Raw genomic sequence first — 12,712 nt, 5'->3', positions numbered from 1 at the left:
CAGATCATGGAACCACTTACCTGGACCGGCTCTATCGCCTTCCTGAACCCGCTATTTGCACTGGCGCTTGCGCTGATGGCTTTGTCCATTGTCGTCTGGATGCTGGCCAGCATCGTGCTGCCCGAAGACCAGATGACGGTGAACCCGGATGGCACGTTAAGCTCAAGCTCGGGCTTGCGGACGATGATACAGGCCGCGCTCCGCTATAGTTTCCTGGCCAGTGTCGGGATCGCGGTTGCCTATATCGTGCTGGGCATCCTGATGGGCACCAGCGCCGGGATAATCGGAGCCATTTCCCAGCAGTTTTTGCCTGTCTGGGTGTCGCTGATCATCCTTTATACCATGTCGATCGCGTTCAAACGCAAGCTGGGCCTTTATGGCAAGCTGTATGACAGCCCCATCGGCATGATTGGCTTTGGTCTTGTGATGTTCTGGGTCTTTACCGGCATCTTCGGCGCCATGGACCTGATCGTGACGCATGACCCGCTGTCCCAGATCTCGGGCATGAAGAACAAGGTGCCGGGTACACCACTGCCCAATCTGGAAGAAGGGCAGTACGCCTGGTATCTGCTGGGCGGTGACAACCTGGCCCGCGACGTTTTCAGCCGTATGGTCAAAGGGGCATGGATCGTTGTTCAGATCGCCCCACTGGCCACGATGTTCGCCTTCATGGTCGGCATCACGCTGGGCCTGCCTGCCGGTTACTATGGCGGTCGACTGGATACGCTGCTGTCGTTCCTGGCGAACCTGATCCTGGCCTTCCCGGTGATCCTGCTGTTCTATCTGCTGGTCACGCCCGAAATCGTTGCGACCGGTGTGCCGAACTATATGGCGGCGATCCTGTTCGTGTTCCCGATCATCTTCCTCGCTGTTCTGTTGAACTCGCGCTACTACACGCGACCGAACTTCCGGACGCCGCTGCTGATCGGAGTACTGGGCGTTGCGGGCTGGCTCTACCTGTCTCTAATCTCGACCGATGGCTATGTCATTAACACCGACAGCTACAGCATCTGGGGCCTACCGACCTATCTGGATCTGTTCGACATACCGGGCGGTATTCTGGTGGTCTTTGTCTCGGTGGTCTTCGTGAACTCGCCCACGGTGTTCCGCATCGTGCGCGGGCTGGCGCTGGACATCAAAACCCGTGACTACGTGGCTGCGGCCCAAACCCGCGGCGAAGGTCCGTGGTACATCATGTTGTGGGAAATCCTGCCCAATGCACGCGGCCCTCTGATCGTCGATTTCTGTCTGCGCATCGGCTACACCACCATCCTGCTGGGAACCCTTGGTTTCTTCGGGCTGGGCCTGCCACCGGAAAGCCCGGATTGGGGATCAACGATCAACGAGGGGCGCAAGCTGCTGTCGATCTATCTGCACCCCGCCCTGCCGCCCGCGCTGGCGCTGTTGTCGCTGGTTCTGGGTCTGAACCTGCTGGCAGACGGTCTGCGCGAAGAAAGTCTGAAGGACTGATTGAGATCGAGGCTGGGGGCTCTGCCCCCAGACCCCCGGGATATTTTTAGCCAGATGAAGGGGATCCCCCGGACTCTCGCGAGGAGTAACAAGATGAATAAACTGGCGGATTATGACGGGCCAATTCTGGAGATCGACAAGCTTTCGATTTCGTTTTTCACACGTCTGAGGGAAATTCCGGCGGTGATGGATTTTTCCGTCAGCGTGCAGCCGGGCGAGGCTGTGGGGCTGGTCGGTGAATCCGGCTGTGGCAAATCCACCGTGGCGCTGGGTGTGATGCAGGATTTGGGCAAAAATGGTCGCATCGTGGGCGGTACCATCAAGTTCAAGGGCCGTGATCTGAGCGAGATGACCACCGAAGAACTGCGTGACGTGCGCGGCAATGAGATCGCGATGATCTATCAGGAGCCGATGGCCTCGCTGAACCCAGCGATGAAGATCGGCAAGCAATTGATGGAAGTGCCGATGATCCACGAAGGGGTCAGCGCCGAAGAGGCCTATTCGCGCGCGCTGGAAGTGGTGACCGATGTGCGCCTGCCCGACCCCGAGCGGATGCTGAATTCCTTCCCGCACCAGTTGTCGGGTGGTCAGCAGCAACGCATCGTGATCGCGATGGCGTTGATGTCGAAACCGGCGTTGCTGATCCTCGATGAGCCGACGACCGCGCTGGACGTGACGGTTGAGGCCGCCGTGGTCGAACTGGTCAAGGATCTGGGCAAGAAATACGGCACCTCGATGCTGTTTATCTCGCACAACCTTGGTCTGGTTCTGGAGACCTGCGACCGGCTGTGTGTGATGTATTCGGGTGAAGCGGTCGAGCGCGGCTCGATCAAAGATGTATTCGACGAGATGCAGCACCCCTATACGCAGGCGTTGTTCCGGTCGATCCCGCTGCCGGGCGCCGACAAGAACTCGCGTCCGCTGGTGGCGATTCCGGGGAACTTTCCGCTGCCGCACGAACGTCCGCCGGGCTGCAACTTCGGCCCGCGCTGCGACTATTTCGAAGAGGGTCGCTGCGACGCCAAGGATATCCTGATGGAGGCTGTGCCCGGCAACGACCGGCACCACACGCGTTGTCTGAAGTTCCAGGAGATCGACTGGAACGCGCCGATCACGGTGGGTGAGCAGAAAGAGAAGGCCGAGATCGGCCGGACGGTTCTGAAGATGGACAACCTCAAAAAATACTATGAAGTAGCGGCAAACGCCCTGTTCGGTGGTGGTGAGAAGAAGGTTGTGAAAGCCAATGAGACGCTGAGTTTCGAGGCGCACGAATCCGAGACGCTGGCCATCGTGGGTGAATCCGGCTGCGGCAAGTCCACCTTTGCCAAGGTTCTGATGGGGCTGGAGACAGCAACCGACGGGCAGATTCTGCTGGACAATCGCAATATCGAAGACGTGCCCATCGAAGAACGCGACGCCAAGACCGTGGGCGAAGTACAGATGGTATTCCAGAACCCGTTCGACACGCTGAACCCGTCGATGACGGTAGGCCGTCAGATCATCCGGGCACTGGAAATCTTCAGCGTCGGCAATTCCGAAGCCGAGCGCAAGAAGCGAATGCTGGAACTGCTTGATCTGGTGAAACTGCCCCGCGCCTTTGCCGACCGGATGCCGCGTCAGCTATCGGGTGGTCAGAAGCAGCGGGTGGGCATCGCCCGCGCCTTTGCCGGTGACGCGCGGATTGTTGTTGCGGACGAGCCGGTCTCGGCGCTGGACGTATCGGTGCAGGCGGCGGTGACCGATCTGCTGATGGAAATCCAGCGAGAGCAGAAGACCACGCTGCTGTTCATCAGCCACGACCTTTCCATTGTGCGCTATCTCAGTGACCGGGTCATGGTGATGTATCTGGGCCATGTGGTCGAGTTGGGCACCACCGATCAGGTCTTTGCCCCGCCCTATCACCCCTATACCGAAGCGCTGCTGAGCGCGGTTCCCATCGCCGATACCTCGGTTGAAAAACAGCATATCGTTCTGGAAGGCGACATCCCCTCGGCCATGAACCCGCCGCCGGGCTGCCCGTTCCAGACCCGCTGCCGGTGGAAATCCGAAGTGCCCGACGGGCGCTGTGAATCCCATGTGCCGCCGGTTCAGACGCTGGCGGACGGCCATCAGGTCAAATGCCATCTGGCAGAAGACATATTGGCGCGCATGGAACCGGTCATCAAAGTCGCGGCGGAATAGATCGCGGGAACTCCAAAAGAAAAGGCCGGTGCTGAACCGGCCTTTTTTTCGTGGGATTAGCCGCCCCAGATCACCTTCACGTAATTCTGGGTCTCTTTATACGGTGGGATACCGCCATGCTTCTCAACCGCTTTTGGCCCGGCGTTATAAGCCGCAAGCGCAAGACGCCAGGATTTGAACTTGCGGTATTGCCACGACAGATACCGCGCCCCGCCTTCGAGGTTCTGGATCGGATCATGCGGGTTTACACCTAGCAGTCGCGCCGTCTGTGGCATCAACTGCGCCAACCCCAACGCGCCCTTGTGAGATTCGGCGTGCGGGTTCCAGCCACTTTCCTGCTGTACCAAACGTAAAAACAGGTCCTCGGGCACGTTGTGCTGTCGCGCAGCTTTGCGTGCATGTTCCAGATATTGCCCCCGGTAGTTACCGGTATAACGTTTCGAGAATTTCCCACGCTCGGTCTTTGGTTTGAGCCGTTCCGAGCCGCGATATTGCGACGCCGCGCGGTTATCCAGAACCTTCGATTGCTTGAGGAAGATATCCTTACGGTTCTTGGAGGATAGCGTCTGCGCCTGTGTCACCGAAGCCACCAGGCAAAGACTTAAGATCGAAAGACCACCAACCAGAAAACGCATTAAAGCCAATCCTGCACGCTCAATAACCAGACAGATTATAGATAAATCAGTCAGAAATGAAAGCTTGGTAAAGATCGCCCTAACATTTTCCAACTCAATGTTGCTTCATCAATCATGTTTTAACCAAGACCCAGCCCGTATAGGGTCGGCAACAGCATAGCGTGCCCAGATTCGGGCGCGATCCACCAAAACAAAAACGAGGGAATATATGGCGGGTTCAGTCAACAAGGTGATTCTGGTCGGCAATCTGGGGCGCGATCCGGAGGTGAGGACATTTCAGAATGGCGGCAAGGTGTGTAACCTGCGCATCGCCACCTCGGAAACCTGGAAAGACCGCAACACTGGTGAGCGCCGCGAACGTACCGAATGGCACTCGGTCGCGATCTTCAACGAAGGCCTTGTCCGGGTGGCCGAGCAATACCTGCGCAAAGGCTCGAAAATCTATGTCGAGGGTCAGTTGCAGACGCGTAAATGGCAGGACCAGTCCGGCCAGGACCGCTATTCGACCGAGGTTGTGCTGCAGGGGTTCGGCTCGACCCTGGTGATGCTGGATGCCCGCGGTGAAGGCGGTGGCGGCGGCGGAGGCTATGGTGGTGGTCAAGCCGGTGGTGGATATGGCGACCCTTATGGTGGCCAATCCAGCGCCCCTGCCCCCGCATCCGGCGGAATCGACGATGACGAGATTCCGTTCTAAACCCAGACGGAGATAAAACATGGCATGGTCCTTCTCACTCGGCCGATTGCTCGGTTCGGAACTGAGGGTCCATGTCACCTTCTTTCTTTTGCTGGCATGGGTTGGTTTCGCCGCCTATTCCCGCGGCGGCTGGCCTGCTGCTATCGACAATCTTCTGTTCGTTCTGGCCCTCTTTGCCTGTGTCGTCGCGCATGAGTTCGGCCATGCCCTGATGGCGCGGCGCTATGGCATTCGTACCCCCGACATCACGCTGTTGCCCATCGGCGGGCTAGCCCGGTTGGAACGCATGCCGGAAAAACCGATGCAAGAGGTCTGGGTAGCTCTGGCCGGACCTGCGGTGAATGTGGTGATCTGGGCCATACTGGTGGTGCTTGGCGCGGGAACACAGCTCGAGACCTTTGCCCAGATTGAATCGACACATTCGGATTTGCTGACCCGGCTGGCCTATGTGAACCTGCTGCTGGCTGCCTTTAACATGATACCGGCCTTTCCGATGGACGGTGGACGTGTGTTCCGCGCCCTGCTGTGCCTGAAGATGGATCGGGTCAAGGCGACTCACTATGCTGCGGTCGCCGGGCAGATGGTGGCGGTCGGGCTTGGGTTCCTCGGGCTGACGTCTGCCAATCCGATATTGGTTCTGATCGCGATCTTTGTCTTTGTCGCGGCCAATGCCGAAAGTCAGGATGTCGCCATGCGCTCGGTCGCGCGGCGGGTGCAGGCGCGCGACGCGATGATCACCGAATTCCACGCACTCTCGCCCGAGGATACGCTGGCCACCGCAGCGCAAGCCGTCATCCACACCACGCAGCACGAGTTTCCGGTGCTGGATCACGAGGGCGAACTGCTGGGCTTTGTCACCCGCAATCATCTGTTTGCTGCCCTTGCGGGCAATCACCCACGATCGGAACCTGCGGTGTCGATTATGGAGACCAGCATTCCGAAGGTTTCACTGACCAGCAGTCTGAACAAAGTGCTCGAAGGGTTGCACTCGGGCGCTCCGGCCATCGCCGTTTGCACCAAGGCCGGTAAGATGGTCGGATATATCACCCGCGAGAATATCGGCGAACTGATGGTCATTCAGGGGCGTTGAGCGCCCGGATCAACACATCTCCAGCGCGTCTTCGAGCACCGATATCACCGCATCCCTTGGGACATCCGATGTGACAAAGGCCTGCCCGATGCCGCGTGCCAGAATGAATCGCAACTGACCGTCGAGCACCTTTTTATCCTGCGCCATCAGATCGACCAGAGCCTCGGCACCCGGCAATTCTCCGGGAATGTCGGCCAAATCGGTTTTCATCCCCATCGCGCGCAGATGTGCCCGCACGCGGCTTGGATCTTCCTGCGAACACAGGCCCAGCCGCGCGGACAGTTCAAACGCCAATGCGCAGCCGATGGCGACACCTTCGCCGTGCAGCAGACGGTCTGAATATCCAGTTGCCGCTTCCAGTGCGTGGCAGAAGGTATGGCCCAGATTCAGCAGGGCCCGATCCCCCTGTTCGGTCTCATCTCGCGAAACGATATCGGCCTTCATCTGAACCGATCTGGTCACGGCCTCAACACGCGCCGCCATGTCGCCGGAAGACAGGCTTGGGCCGTTACGTTCGAGCCATTCGAAGAATTCGGCATCCCCAAGCAGGCCGTATTTCACCACTTCGCCATATCCGGCCAGAAAATCGCGCGCGGTCAGTGTCCCCAACACGGCAGTATCTGCCAGCACAAGCGAGGGCTGGTGGAACGCCCCGATCAGGTTCTTGCCTTGGGGCGCATTGATTCCGGTTTTGCCCCCGACCGAACTGTCGACCTGCGCCAGCAGAGAGGTTGGGATTTGAACGAACCGCACACCACGCCGCATCACAGCAGCTGCAAAACCCGCCAAATCTCCGATCACGCCGCCGCCAAAGGCGACAACAACATCACGGCGCTCGACCTTCTCGGCCAGCAACCATTCAACCGCGCGTTCGAAATGCGGCCAGCTTTTGGTGGCCTCTCCCGCAGGAAGCGCCAGCGATGTCATCTCGATGCCAGATGTGGCGAAACCGTCGCGCAACGCGTCCAGATGCAGATCCGCGACCGTCTTATCCGTCAGCACCGCAACGCGCGGGCGCGGCAGCAATGGGGCGATGCGCGCACCGGCTTGCGCCAGAAGGTTCGGTCCGATCTCGACGTCATAGGAACGCTCGGCCAAGTCTACATGTACGGTCTGATGCATTAGTTCCGTTCCAAAACATCCGGGCGCGTCTCAAGCGCTGTGATAACCCGGCCCACCATATCCTCGATCGCGGTTTCGCCGTCCGAATCGGCGACCAGATCGGCCTGTTCATAGACGGGCACACGCGCGTTATACAAATCGCGCAATGTCGCATAGGGATCAGCAGTGCGCAGCAAGGGCCGAGTGTCCTTGTGCTTGACCCGGTTCCACAGCACGTTCAGATCGGCCCGCAACCAAACCGAGACCCCGCGGTCCGAGATCATCTGGCGATTACCTGCAGCCAGAAACGCCCCGCCTCCGGTCGACAGAATGCCCTTCTCCGTTTCGTCCAGCAACCGCCCGATGACCTGAGTCTCCTTGCTGCGAAAAAAGACTTCTCCATCGCGCGCGAAGATTTCCGGGATCGTCATGTTGGCCGCCGATTCGATCTCGGCATCGCTGTCCAGAAACGGAACACCCAGCCGCGCGGCCAGCGCACGCCCCACGGCGGTCTTTCCTGCGCCCATCATTCCGACCAAAACAACGGTTTTGTGCAATCGAAACCGATCGGCGGTGCCGGGGCGCGACGCGTTATGCTTAATTTCGCTCATTTCATCGTGAATGACGTGATCTTGGAAAAAATGCCAGTTATAACTTGGGCAAAACCAAAATTTGAGGCAGCCTTCACCCATGGGTCGTTTGATCAAGTTCCTGATTTACCTTATTTGCCTGTGTTTCATCGGGCTGGTTGGGTATGCCTATGTCGGGCCATTCTTTGGCGCAGACTTCTCTGCGCCTCAAAGCGAAATCCGCGAACCGGTCACACTGAATGCTGACTAGAGCGACCTTGCTGGCGCTTTTTCTCGCCGGCTCAGCGCAGGCACAAACTGCGGAACCCTTATCGGCCATCGACTGGCTGACCGATCCGCCAGAGAATCTGCCGGGCACCGTGTTGCTGGAACCTCCGGTCACACAGACCGGGCTGCAACCCGACGTGCAGGTAACCCCGCTTGAGGCTCTGTCGCCCCCATTGGGTCTGGTGGCCTCCTCGGTCACCGGGTTGCCGGTCGATTTGTGGCAAGGCAGTGCGCCCGAGCGGCTTGCGGACCTGATTGCCCATGTTCCGGTCAGGGCCAATCCCGCAATGCAGCGGCTGCTGTTTACATTGTTGCTGACCGAGGCACGCCCGCCCGCAGGCGCACAAACGCAGGATGTTTTGCTGAATGCGCGGCTGGATCGCCTGATGCAACTGGGCGCATCGGACCCGGTTCAATCGCTGGTGCAACTGGCCGGGCCAACCGACACGCAGGACCGGTTCAAACGCTGGTTCGATGCCACTTTGCTGACCGGAGATGAAGATCGCAGTTGCACCGCGCTGATCGCGCTGCCGCATCTGTCACGGGACTATGCCGCACAGATTTTCTGCAAAGCGCGGCGCGGGGACTGGGCCTCGGCCGCATTGACGATTGAGGCCGCGCACGCGCTTCACGTCCTGCCCGATGATGAGCTTGCCCTGCTCGACCGTTTTCTCAGCCCCGAACTGTTTGAAGGCGCCGAATATCTGCCGCAGCCGGAAAACCCCGATCCGCTGACATTTCGCCTGTTCGAAGCCATTGGGGAGCGCCTGCCCACCGCCTCGCTGCCCCGGGCTTTTGCCAATGCCGATCTGCGGGACGTCGCCGGTTGGAAAGCTCAGATCGAAGCTGCCGAGCGTCTGACCCGGATCGGGGCGCTGACTCCGAACCAGTTGCTGGGTCTCTATACCGAACGTTCGCCTGCCGCCTCGGGCGCAGTTTGGGACCGTGTTGCCGCAATCCAGCGGTTCGAGACCACGCTGAACACCGGGAACCTTGAAGCGATAGCAAAAACGCTGACCGCCGCGTGGTCGCAGATGCAAACCGTCGGCCTAGAGGTCGCGTTTGCCGAATTGTTTGCGCCGCGTCTTGCCCCCCTGACACTGTCGAACCCGTCTGCCGAAAATCTGCGGTGGCGGGTTTTGTTGCTGTCCGAACTCTACGAAGAGGCCGCGCAATTCGTGCCGGACGGCCTTGAAGCCAACGCCTTTCTCGCCGCCCTTGCGATGGGTGATCCGGGGCGCGCCGAGGCCCCCACTCCGCTGGCGGACGCAATTTCGGAAGGGTTCGCTTGGTCAGCCCCGATCCCGTCGGATATCGATGCGCTGCTGAGCAATGATCAGCTGGGTGAGGCCATTCTGGAAACCATGCAACTGTTCGCCCATGGCGCGCGCGGCAATCTGGTGGACCTGACCGCCGCAATCGCCGCCTTCCGCCGCGTGGGTCTTGAAGATACCGCCCGCCGGGCAGCATTGCAGCTGATGATCCTCAACGGGGCCTGACCATGGCCGCGCCCGCCTCACAGGAATTGTGGATATCCACCTTTCTCGAAGCGCAAGCAGCCGAGCTTGGGGCGGCGACCAACACGCTGCTGGCTTATGGGCGCGACCTGAAGGATTTTTCCGCCTGGCTTGAACGCCGCAAGGCCAGCTTTGCGGATGCAGACCGAGACCGGATCGAAGGCTATCTGATCGATTGCGATGCACAAGGGTTGTCCCGCTCGACGCGGGCGCGACGATTGTCAGCTATCAAGCAGCTCTATCGCTTTGCGTTCGAGGAAGGTTGGCGCGAAACCAACCCGGCGATCCAGATCAAAGGTCCGGGCCGCGCCAAACGTCTGCCCAAAACGCTGGACGTGGCCGAGGTTGACCGGCTTCTGGCGGCGGCACGCAGAACCGGCCGGACGCAAGCCGACAAGGTGCGCAACACCTGCCTGATGGAACTGCTCTATGCCACGGGTATGCGCGTGACCGAACTGGTCTCGCTGCCGGTTTCTTCGGCCCGTGGCGACCCGCGCATGCTGCTGGTGCTTGGCAAGGGCGGGAAAGAGCGGATGGTGCCCCTGTCCCCCGACGCCCGCGATGCGCTGGCCGCATGGTTGACAGAGCGCGACGAAGCCGAAGAGCAATCTGTTGCCAAAGGTGGCCAGACCTCGCGCTTTCTGTTTCCCTCACGCGGGAAATCCGGTCATCTGACCCGGCATATGTTCTTTCTGCTGATCAAGGATCTGGCGGTCGAGGGCGGCGTTTCGCCTGAAAAAGTCACCCCACACACCCTGCGCCACGCCTTTGCAACGCATCTGCTGGCCAACGGTGCCGATCTGCGCTCGATCCAGACGCTGCTGGGCCATGCGGATGTGGCAACGACCGAGATTTATACCCACGTGCTGGACGAACGCCTGTCGGAACTGGTGCTGGAACACCATCCATTGGCGAAAGACGACAAGGGCGATCAGGACTAACCCCTTGATCGTACGGGGCTGCACCCCCATAACCAATGCAGCAACAAACATATTCAAGGACCGATGGAACCCACCTCTTCTCTGCTTGATGGCGCCTTCTGGATCACCACAGGCTCTATTCTTCTTCTGCTCGTGCTGTCGGGCTTCTTCTCTGGCTCGGAAACAGCGCTGACAGCGTCCTCGCGCGGCAAGCTGAGGGCACAGGCAGACAAGGGATCGAAGGGGGCGCAGAAGGCGCTTGATATCACCGACGATAATGAACGTCTGATCGGCTCGGTCCTGCTGGGCAACAATCTTGTGAACATTCTGGCGGCCTCGCTGGCCACCGCCCTTTTCACCCGGCTGTTCGGCGAAAGCGGCGTTGCGCTGGCTACACTGGTGATGACCCTTCTGGTTCTGATCTTCGCCGAGGTGCTGCCCAAGACCTATGCCATCACCAATGCCGAAAAAGCCGCGGCACTGGTCGCGCCGGTCATCAGTATCGTGGTCACGGTATTCTCACCAATGGTGGCTGCGGTACGGCTGCTGGTGCGTGGCGTCCTGCGCCTGTTCGGCGTAAAGATCGACCCGGACAGCCACATTCTGGCCGTGCGCGAGGAAATCGCCGGCGCCCTGCAGTTGGGTCATTCCGAAGGCGTGGTCGAAAAGGAAGACCGCGACCGTATTCTGGGCGCGCTGGACCTTGGCGACCGCGCGGTGGAAGAAATCATGCTCCACCGCTCGAATATCGAGATGATCGACGCGGATGCCGAGCCCGAAATGATCCTGCAACAATGTCTGGAAAGCCCACATACCCGCCTGCCCGTGTTTCGGGATGAACAGGAAAACATCGTCGGCGTCGTCCATGCCAAAGATCTGTTTCGCGCAATGTACGCCCAGGTCGGCGGCGCGGATGGCGATACCGAAAGGCTGAAGAATTTCGACATCGCCAAGGTGGCCAACGATCCTTACTTCGTACCCGAGACCACCACTCTGGACGACCAGATGCGCGAGTTTCTTCGGATGCACAGCCATTTTGCGCTGGTTGTCGACGAATACGGCTCGCTGCGCGGGCTGATCACGCTCGAGGATATTCTGGAAGAGATCGTGGGCGAGATCGCCGACGAGTTCGACATCGACGAAGAGGTGCCCGTCACCCGCACCGACGACGGCCAGTATCTGGTCGAAGGCGCGATGACCATCCGCGACGCCAACCGCGCGCTCGACTGGTCGTTGCCGGATGAAGAGGCCAACACGCTGGCCGGTCTGGTGATCCACGAAGCTCAGATGATCCCTATCGTCGGTCAGGTGTTCTCGTTTCACGGCTTCCGGTTCGAAGTCACCGCGCGCGAGGGGAACCGGATTACCGGGCTGAAAGTGCGCCCTCTGTAACGTCTGCAATTTGTTTTCGGTATTAACCCGAGCGCTGCTAGGGTGCCTGTCATCGAAAATACCAATGAATTGCAGGACAAATAGATTATGCCCAGCCTCAAGAAGAAATTGCAGGACACACAAGATCGACTCAGCTCGGTGGTGTGCACGATACCATCGGCAACCGTTACTCAGGCATTGGCAGCTTGCGGGGTCGACTCACTGATCATCGATCTTGAACATGGTGCTGTCGACTATGCCTCGGCCCACGCGATGATCGCAGCAACCGCGGGAACAAGCTGTGCGCCGTTGGTGCGTGTTGCGCAAAACCAGCCGGCAGATGTTAAGCGTGCTCTGGATCTGGGCGCAGAAGGTATTGTTTTCCCGCTGATCCGAACCGTGGAAGATACCCGGAGCGCCGTCGAAAGCCTGCGTTATCCTCCCGATGGCACCCGCGGTTTCGGGCCTTTTCTGGCGCAATCGCGTTGGGGGGAAACACTTGCCACCTATCCCGGCGCTGTTGGGCCGGAACTGATCTGCTGTATACTGATTGAAACAGCAGAAGCCCTTGAAAACATTGACGCGATTTGCGCTGTACCTGGTGTCGATCTGTTGATCATCGCGCAGTTCGACCTGAGCACAGAACTGGGCGTGATGGGCCAGTTTGATCACCCGGACTTTGTTTCAGCCGTTCAGAAGGTGGAAAAAGCTGCCTTCAAGGCTGGAATTCCACTGGGGAACGTCGCGCTGAACGAAGCACAGGCGACCGATCTGTTTTCACGCGGTTACAGACTGGTCGGTGGTTTCGATGCACTTTGGTTGCGTGAGAAAGCTTTGCAAATCCAAAGCTGGTGCAAAACGTGACATACGACACCT

The 12,712-nt window shown here is 59.4% G+C and carries 12 protein-coding genes; 9 read left to right on the top strand and 3 right to left on the bottom strand.

The genetic code is table 11. The features are described from left to right. Nucleotides 1–6 precede the first annotated feature (6 nt). Together ACR3E4_RS15415 and ACR3E4_RS15410 are read left to right on the top strand one after the other, a co-directional pair. Nucleotides 7–1,470, top strand: coding sequence for an ABC transporter permease (locus tag ACR3E4_RS15415; RefSeq protein WP_480532765.1), 1,464 nt, complete (start codon nt 7–9; stop codon nt 1,468–1,470). Nucleotides 1,471–1,563: 93 nt separating this feature from the next. Continuing rightward, complete coding sequence (locus tag ACR3E4_RS15410; protein WP_480532767.1) at nt 1,564–3,651, top strand: dipeptide ABC transporter ATP-binding protein; 2,088 nt, start codon at nt 1,564–1,566, stop codon at nt 3,649–3,651. A gap of 56 nt (nt 3,652–3,707) precedes the next feature. Here ACR3E4_RS15410 and ACR3E4_RS15405 read toward each other — a convergent pair whose 3' ends face one another. Continuing rightward, complete coding sequence (locus ACR3E4_RS15405; RefSeq protein WP_480532769.1) at nt 3,708–4,286, bottom strand: lytic transglycosylase domain-containing protein; 579 nt, start codon at nt 4,284–4,286, stop codon at nt 3,708–3,710. Nucleotides 4,287–4,494: 208 nt separating this feature from the next. Between ACR3E4_RS15405 and ssb the strand changes: the two genes are divergently transcribed. Together ssb and ACR3E4_RS15395 are read left to right on the top strand one after the other, a co-directional pair. Then, on the top strand, nt 4,495–4,980 hold the full coding sequence (gene ssb, locus ACR3E4_RS15400; protein WP_480532771.1) for a single-stranded DNA-binding protein: 486 nt from the start codon (nt 4,495–4,497) through the stop codon (nt 4,978–4,980). 19 nt (nt 4,981–4,999) lie between these two features. Further along, complete coding sequence (locus ACR3E4_RS15395) at nt 5,000–6,070, top strand: site-2 protease family protein (RefSeq protein WP_480532773.1); 1,071 nt, start codon at nt 5,000–5,002, stop codon at nt 6,068–6,070. A 9-nt stretch (nt 6,071–6,079) separates the two neighbouring features. Here ACR3E4_RS15395 and aroB read toward each other — a convergent pair whose 3' ends face one another. Both aroB and ACR3E4_RS15385 read right to left on the bottom strand, forming a co-directional pair. Then, nucleotides 6,080–7,192 (bottom strand): 3-dehydroquinate synthase, encoded by a 1,113-nt coding sequence (aroB, locus tag ACR3E4_RS15390; protein WP_480532775.1) that lies wholly within the window; start codon nt 7,190–7,192, stop codon nt 6,080–6,082. Then, nucleotides 7,192–7,782 (bottom strand): shikimate kinase, encoded by a 591-nt coding sequence (locus tag ACR3E4_RS15385; RefSeq protein ID WP_480532777.1) that lies wholly within the window; start codon nt 7,780–7,782, stop codon nt 7,192–7,194. Before ACR3E4_RS15385 ends, aroB begins: the two co-directional genes overlap by 1 nt. A 79-nt stretch (nt 7,783–7,861) precedes the next feature. On the opposite strand from ACR3E4_RS15385, the gene ACR3E4_RS15380 reads away from it, so the two are divergent. The 5 genes from ACR3E4_RS15380 (at nt 7,862) to ACR3E4_RS15360 (ending at nt 12,700) form a co-directional block, all read left to right on the top strand. Beyond that, nucleotides 7,862–8,011, top strand: coding sequence for a hypothetical protein (locus tag ACR3E4_RS15380; RefSeq protein WP_480532779.1), 150 nt, complete (start codon nt 7,862–7,864; stop codon nt 8,009–8,011). Further along, nucleotides 8,001–9,527 carry a hypothetical protein gene (locus ACR3E4_RS15375; protein WP_480532781.1) on the top strand — a complete coding sequence of 509 codons (1,527 nt, stop codon included), beginning with the start codon at nt 8,001–8,003 and terminating at the stop codon, nt 9,525–9,527. The genes ACR3E4_RS15380 and ACR3E4_RS15375 overlap by 11 nt, the downstream gene beginning before the upstream one ends. Before the next feature lie 2 nt (nt 9,528–9,529). Continuing rightward, entirely contained in the window at nt 9,530–10,486 is a 957-nt protein-coding gene (locus ACR3E4_RS15370) for a site-specific tyrosine recombinase XerD (RefSeq protein WP_480532783.1), read from the top strand. A 63-nt stretch (nt 10,487–10,549) separates the two neighbouring features. Next, complete coding sequence (locus ACR3E4_RS15365; RefSeq protein ID WP_480532785.1) at nt 10,550–11,857, top strand: HlyC/CorC family transporter; 1,308 nt, start codon at nt 10,550–10,552, stop codon at nt 11,855–11,857. Nucleotides 11,858–11,944: 87 nt separating this feature from the next. Further along, a complete protein-coding gene (locus ACR3E4_RS15360) occupies nt 11,945–12,700 on the top strand; it encodes an HpcH/HpaI aldolase family protein (RefSeq protein ID WP_480532787.1) in 756 nt (251 codons plus the stop codon). Nucleotides 12,701–12,712 lie beyond the last annotated feature (12 nt).

The sequence above is a fragment of the Ruegeria sp. AP11 genome (assembly GCF_056535865.1).
The sequence above is the reverse complement of the archived record's forward strand: the minus strand, read 5'-3'. Positions and strand labels throughout refer to the sequence as shown.

Coding starts and splice junctions, on each gene's coding strand:
- ACR3E4_RS15380 (WP_480532779.1), top strand. CDS start 7,862: ATGGGTCGTTTGATCAAGTTCCTGATTTACCTTATTTGCCTGTGTTTC.
- ACR3E4_RS15405 (WP_480532769.1), bottom strand. CDS start 4,286: ATGCGTTTTCTGGTTGGTGGTCTTTCGATCTTAAGTCTTTGCCTGGTG.
- ACR3E4_RS15375 (WP_480532781.1), top strand. CDS start 8,001: ATGCTGACTAGAGCGACCTTGCTGGCGCTTTTTCTCGCCGGCTCAGCG.
- ACR3E4_RS15410 (WP_480532767.1), top strand. CDS start 1,564: ATGAATAAACTGGCGGATTATGACGGGCCAATTCTGGAGATCGACAAG.
- ACR3E4_RS15415 (WP_480532765.1), top strand. CDS start 7: ATGGAACCACTTACCTGGACCGGCTCTATCGCCTTCCTGAACCCGCTA.
- ACR3E4_RS15385 (WP_480532777.1), bottom strand. CDS start 7,782: ATGAGCGAAATTAAGCATAACGCGTCGCGCCCCGGCACCGCCGATCGG.
- ACR3E4_RS15395 (WP_480532773.1), top strand. CDS start 5,000: ATGGCATGGTCCTTCTCACTCGGCCGATTGCTCGGTTCGGAACTGAGG.
- ACR3E4_RS15370 (WP_480532783.1), top strand. CDS start 9,530: ATGGCCGCGCCCGCCTCACAGGAATTGTGGATATCCACCTTTCTCGAA.
- ssb (WP_480532771.1), top strand. CDS start 4,495: ATGGCGGGTTCAGTCAACAAGGTGATTCTGGTCGGCAATCTGGGGCGC.
- ACR3E4_RS15365 (WP_480532785.1), top strand. CDS start 10,550: ATGGAACCCACCTCTTCTCTGCTTGATGGCGCCTTCTGGATCACCACA.
- aroB (WP_480532775.1), bottom strand. CDS start 7,192: ATGCATCAGACCGTACATGTAGACTTGGCCGAGCGTTCCTATGACGTC.
- ACR3E4_RS15360 (WP_480532787.1), top strand. CDS start 11,945: ATGCCCAGCCTCAAGAAGAAATTGCAGGACACACAAGATCGACTCAGC.